The sequence below is a fragment of the Dellaglioa sp. CoH-55-MRSF-8 genome (assembly GCF_056782195.1).
Window position 1 is genome coordinate 1 of the sequence record NZ_JBXAYH010000009.1, and the last position, 15,505, is coordinate 15,505.

15 protein-coding genes and 2 riboswitches are annotated in these 15,505 nt (G+C 35.2%); of the genes, 9 read left to right on the plus strand and 6 right to left on the minus strand.

Annotated elements, in window-relative coordinates:
• The first annotated feature begins 134 nt into the window (after positions 1-134).
• A riboswitch (THF riboswitch) is annotated at positions 135-233 on the plus strand.
• Positions 234-273: 40 nt separating this feature from the next.
• The 6 genes from AC1RPW_RS07215 to tsaD all read left to right on the plus strand — a co-directional run bounded on the left by AC1RPW_RS07215 (position 274) and on the right by tsaD (position 4,764).
• Complete coding sequence (locus tag AC1RPW_RS07215; RefSeq protein ID WP_481761940.1) at positions 274-795, plus strand: folate family ECF transporter S component; 522 nt, start codon at positions 274-276, stop codon at positions 793-795.
• A gap of 13 nt (positions 796-808) precedes the next feature.
• The gene (locus tag AC1RPW_RS07220) at positions 809-1,198 is read left to right on the plus strand and encodes a tautomerase family protein (protein WP_481761941.1); all 390 of its coding nucleotides are present in this window, start codon (positions 809-811) and stop codon (positions 1,196-1,198) included.
• A gap of 121 nt (positions 1,199-1,319) precedes the next feature.
• The gene (galE, locus tag AC1RPW_RS07225; protein ID WP_481761942.1) at positions 1,320-2,309 is read left to right on the plus strand and encodes a UDP-glucose 4-epimerase GalE; all 990 of its coding nucleotides are present in this window, start codon (positions 1,320-1,322) and stop codon (positions 2,307-2,309) included.
• A 122-nt stretch (positions 2,310-2,431) separates the two neighbouring features.
• Positions 2,432-3,154 carry a tRNA (adenosine(37)-N6)-threonylcarbamoyltransferase complex dimerization subunit type 1 TsaB gene (gene tsaB / locus AC1RPW_RS07230; RefSeq protein WP_481761943.1) on the plus strand — a complete coding sequence of 241 codons (723 nt, stop codon included), beginning with the start codon at positions 2,432-2,434 and terminating at the stop codon, positions 3,152-3,154.
• Positions 3,138-3,704 (plus strand): ribosomal protein S18-alanine N-acetyltransferase, encoded by a 567-nt coding sequence (gene rimI / locus AC1RPW_RS07235; RefSeq protein WP_481761944.1) that lies wholly within the window; start codon positions 3,138-3,140, stop codon positions 3,702-3,704. Before tsaB ends, rimI begins: the two co-directional genes overlap by 17 nt.
• Before the next feature lie 31 nt (positions 3,705-3,735).
• Positions 3,736-4,764 (plus strand): tRNA (adenosine(37)-N6)-threonylcarbamoyltransferase complex transferase subunit TsaD, encoded by a 1,029-nt coding sequence (tsaD, locus tag AC1RPW_RS07240; RefSeq protein ID WP_481761945.1) that lies wholly within the window; start codon positions 3,736-3,738, stop codon positions 4,762-4,764.
• Positions 4,765-4,864: 100 nt separating this feature from the next.
• Here the strand turns inward: tsaD and cytX are convergent, their stop codons facing one another.
• The 6 genes from cytX to AC1RPW_RS07270 all read right to left on the minus strand — a co-directional run bounded on the left by cytX (position 4,865) and on the right by AC1RPW_RS07270 (position 11,155).
• Positions 4,865-6,052 (minus strand): putative hydroxymethylpyrimidine transporter CytX, encoded by a 1,188-nt coding sequence (cytX, locus tag AC1RPW_RS07245; protein ID WP_481761946.1) that lies wholly within the window; start codon positions 6,050-6,052, stop codon positions 4,865-4,867.
• Between the two features lies 1 nt (position 6,053).
• Complete coding sequence (thiE, locus tag AC1RPW_RS07250) at positions 6,054-6,713, minus strand: thiamine phosphate synthase (protein ID WP_481761947.1); 660 nt, start codon at positions 6,711-6,713, stop codon at positions 6,054-6,056.
• The gene (thiD, locus tag AC1RPW_RS07255) at positions 6,700-7,521 is read right to left on the minus strand and encodes a bifunctional hydroxymethylpyrimidine kinase/phosphomethylpyrimidine kinase (RefSeq protein ID WP_481761948.1); all 822 of its coding nucleotides are present in this window, start codon (positions 7,519-7,521) and stop codon (positions 6,700-6,702) included. Before thiD ends, thiE begins: the two co-directional genes overlap by 14 nt.
• Entirely contained in the window at positions 7,521-8,318 is a 798-nt protein-coding gene (thiM, locus tag AC1RPW_RS07260) for a hydroxyethylthiazole kinase (protein WP_481761949.1), read from the minus strand. Before thiM ends, thiD begins: the two co-directional genes overlap by 1 nt.
• A gap of 58 nt (positions 8,319-8,376) precedes the next feature.
• Positions 8,377-8,483, minus strand: a riboswitch (TPP riboswitch).
• A 77-nt stretch (positions 8,484-8,560) separates the two neighbouring features.
• On the minus strand, positions 8,561-10,498 hold the full coding sequence (locus AC1RPW_RS07265; RefSeq protein ID WP_481761950.1) for an ABC-F family ATP-binding cassette domain-containing protein: 1,938 nt from the start codon (positions 10,496-10,498) through the stop codon (positions 8,561-8,563).
• 18 nt (positions 10,499-10,516) lie between these two features.
• Positions 10,517-11,155, minus strand: coding sequence for a CPBP family glutamic-type intramembrane protease (locus AC1RPW_RS07270; protein ID WP_481761951.1), 639 nt, complete (start codon positions 11,153-11,155; stop codon positions 10,517-10,519).
• Between the two features lie 225 nt (positions 11,156-11,380).
• Between AC1RPW_RS07270 and groES the strand changes: the two genes are divergently transcribed.
• From groES to AC1RPW_RS07285, 3 genes are all read left to right on the plus strand, one after another.
• On the plus strand, positions 11,381-11,665 hold the full coding sequence (groES, locus tag AC1RPW_RS07275; protein WP_481761952.1) for a co-chaperone GroES: 285 nt from the start codon (positions 11,381-11,383) through the stop codon (positions 11,663-11,665).
• Between the two features lie 34 nt (positions 11,666-11,699).
• Positions 11,700-13,325, plus strand: a complete 1,626-nt coding sequence (gene groL / locus AC1RPW_RS07280; protein ID WP_481761953.1) for a chaperonin GroEL — start codon at positions 11,700-11,702, stop codon at positions 13,323-13,325.
• A gap of 252 nt (positions 13,326-13,577) precedes the next feature.
• The gene (locus tag AC1RPW_RS07285; RefSeq protein ID WP_481761954.1) at positions 13,578-15,407 is read left to right on the plus strand and encodes an APC family permease; all 1,830 of its coding nucleotides are present in this window, start codon (positions 13,578-13,580) and stop codon (positions 15,405-15,407) included.
• Positions 15,408-15,505: the final 98 nt, after the last annotated feature.

Genomic DNA, 15,505 nt, shown 5'->3' on the forward strand with positions numbered 1-15,505 from the left:
ACTTTTTTCTTTATTTCAACTGTGAACATAGTAAAACCCCCTGAGTTAGATTTCTCCAACTCAGGGGGTTCACTTCAACACCCAAAGTTATTTTCTTTTTAGTGGTATACTACACAAGTAGTAAAATACAAAATTTCGGGGTAGAGAATACAGCGTTAAGTGCCAAAAGGACGGAATGTGTCTTTTGGACGAAGGCTAGCGATAGCTGCGGTTGTGTTTTCGCATTCGCCGCATACCACAATGTGGCAACTCCAACGAGGAGATGTCTGAATCATGGAAAATTTAACAAAGAGGTTAACCGCAAAGAATATAGCGGTGATGGGTCTATTATTGGCTGGTCAAATTATTCTAACTAATTTATTATCGTATCAGGTATTGACGTTACGGATAAGTTTCACTTTTATTGCGACTTATCTATTAGCGGCGTGGTTTGGCCCATTACTGGGTGGTATTGGTTCTGTTTTATCGGATTTACTTGGAACAGTATTATTCAGTAAAGGAGGTACATTTTTCTGGGGATTCTCGCTATCTGCTTTCTTAGGTGCGTTTTTCTATGGACTTGTATTTTATAAAAAACCATTTACGTTACCGCGAATTATTATTGCCGTATTAATCAATGTCGTTGTTATTGATTTATTGTTAAATACATTCTGGCTAGTATTAATGTACCAGTCACCTTGGACAATTATCTATGCACGTGCTATCAAAGATTTAATTTTAATTCCAATTCAAATTATTTTGTTATATATGGTTGGTAATAATAAACAAATCCAAAGATTAGGTAAACGATTATAGGAGGATTCAATCTATGCCATTGATGAAAATTGATATGATTGAAGGCCGTTCTGAAGGCCAAATAAAAGAAATTTTAGATATTGCTTATGATGTAATGCTTAATTCATTTGGCGCACCAGTTAGTGACAGATATCAAATTGTCACTCAACATCCAATAAATGAAATGCAAATTTTAGATACTGGGCTTGGATTTATGCGAACAAAAGAAGTATTGGTCTTTAGTTTAACAACGCGACCAAGAACGACAGAGCAAAAAGAAACCTTCTATCAACAGTTAATGCAACAGTTACAAACAAAAGTTGGATTGAGACCAGAAGATTTAATGATTAATTTAACAACTAATACTGATGAAGATTGGAGCTTTGGCATGGGCCAAGCACAATTTTTAACGGGTGACTTATAGAAATTAACCAGACGGCGAATTTATTTTCGTCGTCTATTTATTTGCTAAAGAAGGGTGAATCACTGATAAATTTACTAAAATAAGTTATAATAAAGAAAATAAACTATTTGGAGGAATTTAAATGTCAATTTTAGTTTTGGGTGGCGCAGGTTACATTGGTTCACATACTGTTGATCAATTAGTAGAAAATAGTCGTGATGTTGTTGTTGTCGATAATTTAGTGACAGGGCACTTAGAGGCTGTTAATAAAAAGGCAAAATTTTATCAAGGAGATATTGCGGATAAAAATTTTATGCGCAATGTTTTCAAAAATGAGGATATTGAAGCAGTTATTCATTTTGCAGCTTCATCTCTTGTTGGTGAATCAATGGTAAAACCATTAAAATATTTTGACAATAATACAGCAGGGATGATTCATTTACTTGAAGTCATGACTGAAGTTGGCGTTAAAAAAATCGTCTTTTCTTCAACAGCTGCAACATATGGTGAACCTAAAGTTGTCCCAATTCATGAAGATGACCCTCAAATTCCAACAAATCCATATGGTGAAAGTAAATTAGCCATGGAAAAAATTATGCACTGGACTGACGTTGCAGATGGTGTTAAGTTTGTCGCATTACGTTATTTCAATGTTGCTGGATCAAAACCAGATGGTAGCATCGGTGAAGATCACAATCCTGAAACACATTTAATTCCAATTATTTTACAAGTTGCTAACGGAGAACGTGAAAAATTACAAATTTTTGGGGACGATTATGATACCAAAGATGGTACAAACGTCCGTGATTACGTGCATGTTCTTGATTTAGCAGATGCGCACATTCGCGCCTTAGATTACTTACTTGCGGGAAATGAAAGTAATGCCTTTAACTTGGGTTCATCTAATGGATTTTCAAATATGGAAATTCTAGAAGCAGCACGCCGTGCAACAGGTAAAGAAATTCCTGCAGAAATTGCACCACGTCGTGCAGGTGATCCTTCAACTTTAATTGCAGCAAGTGAAAAAGCACATGAAATTCTTGGTTGGGCTCCTAAGTATGAAAATATGGAAGATATCATTAAGACAGCATGGACTTTTGAACAGACGCATCCAAATGGATTTTCAAAATAAATTAGTTATTAACCATAGGACAATTATTTGTCCTATTTTTTTGTTAATTTTCTCTTAGAAAAAATTTGTGATACTATTTTTGTGCTAAAATGTTAACAAAGCAGAGATAAAGGAAGATATGAATGAAAATTTTAGCAATTGATACATCGAATATACCACTCAGCGTCGCTGTTTTAGAAGATAGTGCATTATTAGCAACTATCACAACGAATATAAAAAAAAATCACAGTATTACATTGATGCCAGCAATTTCTGATGTCATGAAATTAGCAGGTATTAAGCCTGCAGAGCTAGACCGAATTGTGGTTGCACAAGGTCCAGGATCTTTTACTGGTCTCAGGATTGGCGTTGCCACAGCTAAAACACTAGCATTTACATTAGATTGTGAATTAGTTGGTGTCTCTAGTTTAGCAATGTTGGCTGCAGGTATTTCCACAAATAGTGATTCTGATATTGTACCGTTATTTGACGCACGTAGGAATTACGTATTCTCAGGTTTGTATAAAAATGATAATGAGCTTGTAAATGAATTACCAGACCAGCATAGAGAACTTGTGACTTGGGTGACTGAATTAAAAGAGCGTAACCGACCACAAATTTTTGTTGGAACTGATGTCGATTTATTTAAACAACAAATTATCGATATTTTAGGTGATCAGGCACAGTTTCCAGCTTCATTTTTAAATATTCCTCAGGCATTTATTTTGGGATTAATTGGTAAAGATAAAGAGCCCGCTAATCAGGAGACATTTATTCCGAATTATTTACGATTAACGCAAGCAGAGACGCAATGGTTAGAAACCCATTCAGATAAGGATCATAATACCTATGTTGAAAAAATTTAAAGCACGAGTGAAACAAATTATTCCAGAATTAAGACCAGATGAACCTGTTAGGACATTAGTTTTTCAGAATCATAGAATTAAAATTAGAAATGAAAGTTATTTTATGACACGTGCTGTTGTACCTGATATTCCGGAACTACTTGAGATTGAAAAAGCAGTTTATGATGGTAAATCACCATGGAGTGCAAAAATATTTGAAGGCGAAATTTGCCAAAAAAGCAAAACACTTTATTTAGTCTTACGTAAGGAAGATAAAATGTTAGGCTTTATTGGTTGTTCAACGGATGCAATAACGGGAGACGTACATATTGCGAATATTGCTGTTCTACCTGAATGTCAGGGTAGAGGGATGGGAAACTTTTTGGTAACGTCTATTACAAGGCGTGCTCGTTTAATGAGATTTAGAACAGTTAGTTTAGAGGTTCGCCGTGATAACCAGACGGCTTTAAATCTATACCACCAATTAGGATTTACTAAAGTGGGTATCCGAGAGAATTATTATGTTGAAGATGGGCAAGATGCTGTTGATATGTTGCTTAAATTAAAATAAAGGAATATGAATTAAGTTGAAAGAGGTCTCAATGGATAAAACGGAAAGAAATCTAATTTTAGCATTTGAATCAAGTTGTGATGAAACTAGTGTCGCAGTGGTCGAAGACGGTCATCTTATTTTGTCGAACATCATTGCAACGCAAGTTAATAGTCATAAACGTTTTGGTGGTGTTGTACCTGAAGTTGCCAGCCGCCACCATATTGAACAAATTACGAGTTGTATTAAAGATGCTATGACAGAAGCAAATGTAACTTATGATGATTTAGATGCTGTTGCGGTTACTTATGGACCAGGATTAGTTGGTGCTTTACTAGTAGGTGTTTCTGCTGCTAAAGCTATCGCATTTGCTCACGAGTTGCCTTTAATTCCCGTTAACCATATGGCAGGCCATATTTTTGCAGCGCGCTATGAATCTGAAATAGTGTATCCATCAATGGCTTTACTCGTTTCGGGTGGACATACTGAGTTAGTTTATATGCCTGAAGAAGGTCAATTTGAAATTATTGGTGAGACACGTGATGACGCAGCAGGTGAAGCTTATGATAAAGTTGGGCGTGTTCTTGGGATGACTTATCCATCAGGAAAAGAAATTGATGAACTTGCACATACTGGACAAGATACGTTTAATTTTCCGCGTGCCATGATCAAAGATGACAGTTATGACTTTAGTTTCAGTGGATTGAAAAGTGCCTTCATCAATACAGTTCACCATGCAGATCAATTAGGCGAAGAGTTGGACCGGGCTGATTTAGCAACAAGCTTTCAACAAAGTGTGATTGATGTACTTGCTGAGAAAACGGTACGTGCTTGTCATGAGTATGATATTAAACAATTAATTTTAGCCGGTGGTGTGGCAGCTAATAAAGGGTTACGTACAAGACTTGAATCTGATATGAAGAAAATGAATGATATTGAATTTGTGAAGGCGCCCATTAAATTATGTGGTGATAATGCTGCAATGATTGGTGCAGCAGGATATGTTGAATTTATTAAAGGTCAACGTGCAGGATTAAATTTAAATGCTGATCCTAGTTTAGAATTTGATTGGATAGTTTAATTATTATAAAATTAAAATAGAGATTTAGAGTTCGCCTTGTAATGCTAAACAGTTGTTTAACACTGGGGAGAACGCTAAATCTCTATTTTTTTGTAAATGGTTAATTTATATTTCTAAAATAATTTTTTGGTAAAATAAATTGGGATAGATAAACGAGTAATCCTAGTCCGAATAGAATAATAATTGTGGTTCCAAAAATAAAATCAAATTGTTGTAATTGATAGTACGCAATAATGCCAATTAACCACCAAATAATATTTAACCAATAAGGCAACGTTTTTTTCATAATAAAGTAAGTGACAAAAACAATTGCATATAATGGTGTAAAAACTGACGCGATAAAATATAAGAAATTTTGATAATTATCAATAGGAACTACCCATGCAATGACTAAGCCAAGCGCAACTATAATGATACTAATCAATTTCATATGTTTAAAGGAATGTATATTCTGAACGTTAATTGTTGCTGACATAACATCTAAAAATGTGGTTGTAACAGTTGAAAATATAATAATGAATAATGCGATTATACCTAAACCTGATGTAGCCAAGAACGAGGTAAAATCAGTGAATCCGGTTCTAGTTGTTAAAAGTAAGCCAATGGTAAACATGATTAAACTACCTAAAAAATAGCTAAACGAACTAACTGTAGACATAGCAAGTGGATGTTTTGTTGATTTTGTGTAATCACCTATTAGTGGTAGCCAAGATAACGCCATGGTGATATTTAATTCAACAGCTGATCCAAATGTCATATTTAAGCCATTGGAAGTATGTGAAACGGGTACTTTGAAAATTAAAAAAATCATGATACCTGCACCAATAACTAATAAATTAACAACAATTAAATTAATTCGATACAAACTATTTTCGCTAACTAATAACCAAATGATAATCAAAATAGCTATGACAAGTCCCATAATAATTGAATTTTTAAAATTAAGTAAGGAACTTGAAATACCATTCATTGCTGAAATTGCGTTGACGATCATAACAGCGGTCCAACCAATTAGTTGAATCAAATTGATAAGTGAAAATAAGAGCACACCTGTTGAGCCAAAAGCAACTTTAGTTGACTGAATGGCTGTCTGATGCTTTTTGGCACCAATATAACCAGCAGGTAGTAAGAAGAGACCACAACCAATTAAATGACCAATTAGAATTGCAAGGAAACCTTTAGAAAAGCCAAGTGGAGCTAGTAACATGCCCGTCATAATTTCGGCAATTGAAATGGCCGCACCTAGCCAAAGTAAAAATTGTCCACGTAATTCTTTAGTTTCTGTCATCTTAATCGTCCTCCAATTTAAAATAATGATTTATGGATTGAACTGTTTGTTCAATGTTCGGACTTTTAGCAATCAAGGAAATAACAGCAACTCCCGAAACAGTTGTAGTAGCCAGTTTGGCTAAATTATTTTCTGAAATACCACCAATTGCAACAATCGGGAGTTTACTAATTGATAGTAATTGATTTAAGCCAGCTATTCCGAGAGGCGCAGTCGCATCTGACTTTGATTTTGTAGGAAAGACAGGGCCACTACCAATATAAGCGATACCTGATAATTGATTGGCTTGTTTAATTTGATCGAGTGTTTGACAAGAAAGGCCAATCGCTAATTGACCCGCCGATTGATCTATCACATTTTGAATCTTTTGGTCATTTTGGCCAACGTGAATACCATCTGCTTGAATTTCAAGTGCTAAAGGTAGATCATCATCAATGAAAAAAGGAACTTGGTATTTTGTGCATAACCTCTGACATTCAATTGCGAGTGTCTTTTTTTGTATCCGGGTTAAAGGGGTTAAGAGATTTTTTTCTCTAAATTGGAAACAAGAAATGCCTGATTTTAACGCTCGTTCTAAAGTAGGTAGTAATTGATTGTCGGCGACGTCTTGAGTTCCTGCAATGAAGTAACTTGCTAACCATGATTGATTAAATGTCTTCATTTTGCGTTACCTCACGATATGCCCAATGATTTAATGGCCCGTGACCATGTCCAACGATAATACCGTTGCTAATTGTTGCTTCAACATATTTTTTAGACACTAAGATGGCCGTTTTAATATCTTGTCCTTTGGCAATTTCTGCTGCAATGCAGGCTGAGAGGGTATCACCAGTGCCATGAGTTCGAATTGTATCAATACGTTTCGAGCTCATCCAGAATGAATCGTTATCTTCTAATAATACAAAGTCATTTACGATATTTTCAGAGTTATAATGTCCGCCTTTAATGATGACGTTTTTTGCACCTAATAATTTAATCTTTTTTCCAGCTGCACTCATGTCTTCTTTTGAATTAATGGTCAAGCCAGTTATGACTTCAGCTTCTGGAATATTCGGGGTTACTACCGTGGCTAAAGGAATTAATTCTTCTTTGATTGTAACAACAGCATCCTCAGAAAGAAGTGTGGCACCGCCTTTTGCAACCATGACAGGGTCAACAATTAGGGGACCAAATTGATATTTTTTCAGATTTTTAACGACTACTTTAACGTGTTCTGAATCTGCAAGCATCCCTGTTTTGCATGCTTTAATGGCTAAATCATTTGCAATTGAGGCAAATTGTTCATTAATAATTTTAGCAGGGAGGGGAAGACTGTCTTGCACACCAAGTGTGTTTTGTGCAGTGATTGCGACGAGAACTGTTGCAGCATAGACATGCCGTTCTTGCATCGTTTTTAAGTCAGCTTGCATACCAGCGCCACCACTACTATCGGATCCAGCAATTGAAAGTGCTTGTGGAAAATCAGGCATTATAGGTCTCCTTTCATCGTTATCTGATTAGAAAGTTCATTTATCGTTATTAAATGTAGTTTATCAAGTAGGTTAACAATAAAACTACCTGGTTTTTCGGTAATTAACTCATCAGCAACAAGTTCACCAGTTGTTGCAAAGATAAGGCAGGCGATTCTTGCTGCTTCAAACTCATTATCTTTAGAGACAGCTGCAAACGCAGCAATTAAACTTGAAAGCATATCGCCTGAACCAACATGTGTTTGGAAAAGAGACGTTCCCTGTGTCACAGTTGCAACACGCTTTCCATCAGAAATATAGTCTGTAGGACCACTTAGAACAACCGTACAATTGTACCGTTTGGCTACAATTTTTGCGATTTCTGCTAAATCTGCAGAACCATTTCCTGCATCAATACCTTTTGCTTGCCATTCAACACCAGCTAATGCAGCAATTTCACCAGCATTACCGCGAATAAAATTAAAATGAAAATGCTCAAGCAAGTTTGTAATTACTTTTTGTCGGTAAGGCATGGCAACAGCAACTGGGTCTAGCACAAGTGGGATAGCTAAATCGTTTGCGATTTGACTAACCCTCTCAATGTAAGGTAATTCTGAACTTTTAAATGATCCCATATTGATTGTGGCAGCAGCAGAAATTTGTAACATTTCGGCTGCTTCTTCAATCGCACTGGGCATGATAGGGGAAGCGCCAATTGCGTTGAGTCCATTGGCAACGTCTTGAACCGTGATGTAATTAGAAATGTTGAAAATTACTGGGTTCTCTTCACGAAGTTTATCGAGTAGTTCTAATGGCATAACTTTCTCCTCTTGAGTACACAAAAACCCCACTCTTTGACAAAAAAATTGTAGAGTGGGGTCCTTCTTCACACTTTCCTACGCAAGTTTTGGCTTACAGGTTCGAAGGGATTAGGTTGAAAAAACCTATCTCAGTTCTTCTAAAGAACACCCCTAGTGTACTTATATTTTATTTTTAGATTACAACAAAAGAATAGGCTTTCATTCTTTAAATGTCAATAAATAAAAAAAAAAAAGCTAGCTTATTCTAAAGCTAAGCTAGCTTCTTCCCAATTAGTTTCTGCAGTCTCTATTGCAGTTTGAATAGATTGTAGTTCAGTTTGTAGTTCCTGAAGTTTATCTGCATCACTAAAAATAGTAGGTTGAGACATTTTTTCTTCAAGTTCTGTTTGATGAATTTCTAATTCACTTAATTCAGATTCTAAACGATCAATTTCACGTGTTAATTTACGTTGTTCCTTTTGCGTTTCTTTATTTTGTTGATAATTAGTTGTTGGTTTAACTTCAGGGACTTCTGAAGATGAGGCAATTTCAAGTGCCATTTTTTCGGCTGCGATAGCTTCTAATTCTTCTTTTTTATCAACATAATAATCGTAATCACCCATGTAGTAAGTAGAGCCTTCTTTTGAAACTTCAATAATACTTTCTGCAACTTTATTAATGAAGTAGCGGTCATGAGAAACAAGTAAGACAGTACCATCAAAGTTAGCAATCGCCTTTTCAAGGACTTCCTTACTATCAATGTCTAAATGGTTAGTGGGTTCATCAAAGATTAGGAAGTTATCTTTGTCCATTGCAAGTTTGGTCAAAGCAAGACGCGCTTTTTCACCACCACTTAAATTTGAGACACGTTTCAAAACGTCATCCCCAGAAAATAGAAATCCACCTAATAATGATCGAATATCTGTTTCAGGAGTTGAAGGATGATCATTCCAGAGTTCATCTAAAACAGTATTTTTATCTGTTAATTGATTTTGCTCCTGATCGTAGTAGCCAACATGAACATTAGCGCCAAGGAATGCTTCACCACGAATAAATGGAATTTGGCCTAAGATACTTTTAAGTAAGGTTGATTTTCCCACACCATTCGGGCCAACAATAGCTTGAACTTGATGCTTATGTAAATCAATTGAAACGGGTTCAGATAACACTTTATTATCGTAACCAACAGCTGCCCCGGCAACAGTTAAAACGATATTACCACTCTCATCTGCAGATTTAAAACTAAAACGAGGGGCTTTTTCGTCACCTTCTGGTCGGTCAAGTTTATCTAATTTTTCGAGTTGTTTACGACGACTTTGCGCTCGTTTTGTTGTTGAGGCTCGAACAATGTTTTTATTAACAAAATCTTCGAGTTTTTCAATCTTATCTTGTTGTTTTTCGAAAACTTTCCATTCTTGTTTTAAATTAGCTTCTTTTTTTACAATAAATTGGGAGTAGTTGCCATTGTAGTGAGTCGTTTCATTATGGCTCATATCATAAACTTCTGTCACAATTTTATCTAAGAAGTAACGATCATGAGAGACAATTAAGAGTGCCCCTGTATAAGTCTTCAAATAGCCTTCTAACCAAGTTAGTGTCTCAATATCTAAGTGGTTAGTTGGTTCATCTAAAATTAATAAATCACGTTTTTCTAAAAGTAATTTTGCTAAGGCTAAACGTGTTTTTTGACCACCAGAGAGAGTCCTAATATCGCGATTGAAATCTTCTTCATAAAATCTAAAACCATGTAAAACAGAACGGATTTCTGATTCATAACCATAGCCATTTTTTTCACTGAAATCATGTGAAACTTGATCATAGGTTGATAATAGTTTTTCAAATTTTTCAGAATCTTCTGCATTTTTAGGATCAGCAATTTGGGCTTCTAATGTATGAATTTGGATTTCCATTTTTTTTAAATAATCAAAAACACGACTCATTTCGTCCCAAATCGAACGTTCTGAAGTAACAGTTGTTGTTTGTGCTAAGTAACCGATGGTCATGCCTTTATGTTTAATGATTTGACCAGCATCAGTAGCCTCTTGATCAATAATCATTTTAATTAATGTTGATTTTCCAGCACCATTTCGACCAACTAGGGCTATCCTAGCATCGTCTTTGATATCCATATTTGCATTTTCAAAAAGAACATCTGCGCCAAAATAGCGAGCTGCTTGTTGTACTTGTAACAGAATCAAAATAATTCCACCTTTCTTTTAAAGTGACGATTGAATAATTAATACTAGACTATTCATAAGAATATGAGCAATCATTGACGTTTTGATGTCACCTGTTCGTTTGTAGAGGTAACAGAAAAGTAATCCAATTAAAAAGTAGATAGCTAAATGGCCATCATTATGTGCCAAACTAAATAATAAACTAGAAAGAATTGCGGCAGAAATAGGTGATATGAAACTTGCTAAATTGCCAAAAAAGACTTTTCTAAAAACGAGTTCCTCCATAATGGGAGCACCAAGTGAGACTGCCAACATATAATAAGGATATTTTGTAAAAATAGTCATAATTTCATTTGTATTTTGTGAGGGTACGGTCGTTTTTAAAATGGTGAATGAAATTAATTGAATAACTGTTTGGATTACTAACGTTAGAACGAATCCAAGAATACCCCACGAAATAATTTGTGACCATTTAGAGGAACCATCTATTGTATTTCTAGCACTGAAGTAATGATTTAACCAAATTAACAATATTGCTCCTAAAACATAATCAGCCGTCATTACTGGATAGATAACTGATTTTAAAGAAAATAGTTGATTCAGAATTGTTGGTAAAATAAAGATAACGAGGTAGCCTAATAAAATAGCGATTGAATTTTTACTAGTTGATTTTGACATGAGAACTCCTTTAACTGTAATTAGATAGTCGTGCATTTTTCTAGTGAATAAATTTGTATGATAAGTATAGCATAATTGACTAGATAGCGAATTCAATTCATATTAAAAATTCTATTAAATAAGAGCTGAAATGCTTGCAATTGTTTGAAAAATTGATTATAGTTAATTTTGTGATTAGCACTTAGGAAGATAGAGTGCTAAATAAAAGTGTTGGAGGGATAGAACGTGTTAAAACCATTAGCAGATCGTGTTATTTTAGAAGTAACAAAAGAAGAAGAAACAACAGTAGGCGGGATCGTCTTAGCAAGTAACGTACAAGAAAAACCACAAACAGGAAAAATTGTTGCAGTTGGTGATGGCCGTACGATGGATAACGGTGAAAAAATTGCTGTTGCTGTTAACGTTGGAGAGACCGTTTTATTTGATAAGTATGCTGGCTCAGAAGTTTCATTCGAAGGTAAAGACTACTTAATTGTTCATGAAAAAGATATCGTTGCAACAGTAGACTAATATAAATTTAAATTAAAGATGAGGTGGATTAATTATGTCAAAGGAATTAAAATTTTCTGAAGATGCTCGTTCAGCAATGCTTAGAGGTGTTGACCAATTAGCCAATACCGTTAAATCAACTTTAGGACCAAAAGGCCGTAATGTTGTTTTAGAAGAATCATATGGCTCACCAATTATTACAAATGATGGTGTAACAATTGCTCGTGCGATTGAATTAGAAGACCATTTTGAAAATATGGGTGCTAAATTAGTATCAGAAGTTGCTTCAAAAACGAATGATATAGCTGGTGATGGAACGACAACTGCTACTGTTTTAACACAAGCTATCGTCACTGAAGGTATGAAGAATGTGACAGCAGGTGCTAACCCTGTTGGGATTCGTCGTGGTATCGAAACTGCTACAAAAGCAGCCGTTGCTGAATTACATGAATTATCACACAAAGTTGAAACAAAAGAAGATATTGCTCAAATTGCTTCTGTATCTTCAGCTAATGAAGAAATTGGTGCTTTAATTGCTGACGCTATGGAAAAAGTTGGTAATGATGGCGTTATTACAATTGAAGAATCAAAAAGCATCGATACATCATTAGATGTCGTTGAAGGGATGCAATTTGATCGAGGTTACTTGTCACAATATATGGTAACTGATAACGATAAAATGGAAGCTAACTTAGAGACACCATATATTTTAGTAACGGATAAGAAAATTTCTAATATTCAAGAAGTCTTACCATTATTACAATCTATTGTGGAACAAGGTCGCCCATTGTTAATCATCGCCGATGATGTTGATGGGGAAGCTTTACCAACATTAGTATTGAATAAAATTCGTGGTACATTTAACGTTGTTGCAGTCAAAGCACCTGGATTTGGTGATCGTCGTAAAGCGATGCTTGAAGATATTGCCATCGTTACTGGTGCAACAGTGATTACTGATGAACTTGGTTTACAATTGAAGGATACAACAATTGAACAATTAGGTTCAGCTGGTAAAGTTAATATTACAAAAGAAAACACAGTTATTGTTGAAGGTTCTGGTGATAAAGCTAAAATTACAGAACGTGTTGGTTTGATTAAAAAACAAATCGATGAAACGACGTCTGAATTTGATCGTGAAAAATTACAAGAACGTTTGGCAAAATTATCTGGTGGGGTTGCTGTCATCAAAGTTGGTGCTGCAACTGAAACAGAATTAAAAGAACGCAAATACCGTATTGAAGATGCTTTGAATGCGACACGCGCTGCTGTCGAAGAAGGATTCGTTGCCGGTGGTGGTACTGCATTTGTTAACGTTATTAGTAAAGTTGCTGCACTTGAAGCAGTTGGCGATGAATTAACGGGTATCAAGATTGTTCAACGTGCTTTGGAAGAACCAGTACGCCAAATTGCAAAGAATGCTGGACTTGAGGGTTCAGTTATTGTTGAAAAACTAAAATCAGAAAAACCTGGTATTGGTTTTAACGCAGCAACAAATGAATGGCAAGATATGATTGAAGTTGGGATTGTTGATCCAACTAAAGTGACACGCTCAGCATTGCAAAATGCAGCTAGTGTCTCAGCCTTATTATTAACAACTGAAGCAGTTGTTGCAGATAAACCAGAACCAGTATCTGCAGCTGATCCACAACAAATGCCTGGTGGTATGGGCGGTATGATGTAACCCATTTGTCATAAAAAATGATGAAAATTTAAGAGCTATTAATCCGTGTTATTCTGGGATTAGTAGCTCTTTTTTTATGCTGAAAATAAAGTTTGTTTGCAGTATTGTATATTTAAAAATAAACGAGTAAAATAGAGTGAATTCGGTGAATAGAAATTAGTAATTAAAATAACTATTCAGTAAAATAAATGCGCTGTTTTGGCATCATTTATGAATGGATTTTTAAATATAGAACATAAGGGGTAAAGAGAAATGCGTCGTTATTTAAAGAGACTTTTAATTGGGAAGCCATTAAAATCTTCTGAAGAAGGAGATCAACAATTATCAAAATTTAAGGCATTAGCGCTCTTATCGTCAGATGCACTCTCATCTGTGGCGTATGGTACGGAACAAATTGTTACCGTTTTAGTGGGCTTTTCAGCAATGGCAATCTGGTATTCATTACCAATTGCATTGTTAGTCTTAGTTTTATTGGCTTCAATTACAATTTCGTATCGCCAAATTATCCATGCTTATCCTAAGGGTGGAGGCGCGTATGTTGTCTCAAGTAAAAACTTAGGTAAAAATGCTGGATTAATTTCTGGTGGATCGCTTTTAATTGATTATATGTTGACAGTAGCGGTTAGTGTTTCCGCAGGGACTGAGGCATTGATTTCTGCGGTACCTTCGTTATATGGACATCAAGTAGCAATCTCAGTGGTTATTATTATTTTGGTAATGGCAATGAACTTACGAGGCTTGCGGGAATCAGCTTCATTCTTAACTATTCCTGTTTATCTTTTCGTGGTTATGATTATATTGATGTTACTAGTTGGTGGTTATAATATTATGACAGGTCAAGTACCTTACCACGCAACAGCTGCTGTGGGTACGGCCGTTCCTGGAATTACACTAGCCTTACTTTTGAAAGCATTCTCATCGGGATCATCTTCATTAACTGGTGTTGAAGCAATTAGTAATGCAGTGCCTTTCTTCAAAAAACCACATGCTAAAAATGCTGCTGCTACTTTAACAATTATGGCGACGCTTTTGGCAGTCTTCTTTGGTGGAATAACATTCTTAAACTATTGGTATGGCATTATTCCTACTGAAAAAGTAACTGTTCTTTCACAAATTGCACAAACAACATTTGGACAAGGTATTTTGTATTACGTTTTCCAATTTTCAACAGTATTGATTTTAGTATTAGCTGCAAATACAGGTTTCTCGGCATTTCCAATTTTAGCGTTTAATTTAGCTAAAGATAAATTTATGCCTCATTTGTATATGGATAAAGGTGATCGATTAGGCTACTCTAACGGAATTATCACGTTAGCGGCCGGATCAATTATTTTAACATTTATATTTAATGGATCAACGTCATTATTAATTCCATTATATGCGGTAGGTGTGTTTATTCCGTTTACGTTGTCTCAGACAGGGATGATTGTAAAATGGTATCATGATCGCCCAAAAGGTTGGATTATGAAAGCCTTTTACAATTTCTTAGGGGCCTTTATCTCATTTAGTATTTTGTTGATTCTCTTTAGATATCGCTTATCAACAGTATGGCCATTCTTTATTATCATGCCAGTTATGTATATTATATTCTATAAAATAAATGATCATTACAATAAAGTTGCCGAACAATTACGTTTAACAGAAGAAGCAGAAATTCATGATTACGATGGCTCCACAGTTATCGTGTTAGTTAGTTCTGTAACGCATGTTACAACGGGTGCAATTAATTATGCACGTTCAATTGGTGACTACGTAATTGCAATGCACGTTTCTTTCGATACAAATCCGGAAAAAGAACATGAAACGGAACGTGAATTTAAAGAACGTTTCCCTGGTGTTCGTTTTGTTGATTTACATTCGTCATATCGTTCAATTGCTTCACCTGTTGTGAAATTTACAGATGTTATTGCTAAGAATGCCGCTGCTCGTAACTTCACAACGACAGTCTTAGTACCACAGTTTGTTCCAAGAAAACCATGGCAAAATATTCTTCATAATCAAACGAGTTTAAGATTGAGAACGGTCTTAAATTCTCGCGAGAATATTATTGTTGCAACATATAATTATCATTTGAAAAAATAAACATTGAAAAGTATCAATTAAATTTAATTGATACTTTTTTTGTATTTATTTAACAACGTGGTATAGTTAAGACTACTATGACAGAATATTTTTAAGGA

What these genes read in the sequence shown, in the direction of transcription:
- AC1RPW_RS07215 (WP_481761940.1), top strand. Translation starts at nt 274, where the DNA reads ATGGAAAATTTAACAAAGAGGTTAACCGCAAAGAATATAGCGGTGATG.
- AC1RPW_RS07220 (WP_481761941.1), top strand. Translation starts at nt 809, where the DNA reads ATGCCATTGATGAAAATTGATATGATTGAAGGCCGTTCTGAAGGCCAA.
- galE (WP_481761942.1), top strand. Translation starts at nt 1,320, where the DNA reads ATGTCAATTTTAGTTTTGGGTGGCGCAGGTTACATTGGTTCACATACT.
- tsaB (WP_481761943.1), top strand. Translation starts at nt 2,432, where the DNA reads ATGAAAATTTTAGCAATTGATACATCGAATATACCACTCAGCGTCGCT.
- rimI (WP_481761944.1), top strand. Translation starts at nt 3,138, where the DNA reads ATGTTGAAAAAATTTAAAGCACGAGTGAAACAAATTATTCCAGAATTA.
- tsaD (WP_481761945.1), top strand. Translation starts at nt 3,736, where the DNA reads ATGGATAAAACGGAAAGAAATCTAATTTTAGCATTTGAATCAAGTTGT.
- cytX (WP_481761946.1), bottom strand. Translation starts at nt 6,052, where the DNA reads ATGACAGAAACTAAAGAATTACGTGGACAATTTTTACTTTGGCTAGGT.
- thiE (WP_481761947.1), bottom strand. Translation starts at nt 6,713, where the DNA reads ATGAAGACATTTAATCAATCATGGTTAGCAAGTTACTTCATTGCAGGA.
- thiD (WP_481761948.1), bottom strand. Translation starts at nt 7,521, where the DNA reads ATGCCTGATTTTCCACAAGCACTTTCAATTGCTGGATCCGATAGTAGT.
- thiM (WP_481761949.1), bottom strand. Translation starts at nt 8,318, where the DNA reads ATGCCATTAGAACTACTCGATAAACTTCGTGAAGAGAACCCAGTAATT.
- AC1RPW_RS07270 (WP_481761951.1), bottom strand. Translation starts at nt 11,155, where the DNA reads ATGTCAAAATCAACTAGTAAAAATTCAATCGCTATTTTATTAGGCTAC.
- groL (WP_481761953.1), top strand. Translation starts at nt 11,700, where the DNA reads ATGTCAAAGGAATTAAAATTTTCTGAAGATGCTCGTTCAGCAATGCTT.
- AC1RPW_RS07285 (WP_481761954.1), top strand. Translation starts at nt 13,578, where the DNA reads ATGCGTCGTTATTTAAAGAGACTTTTAATTGGGAAGCCATTAAAATCT.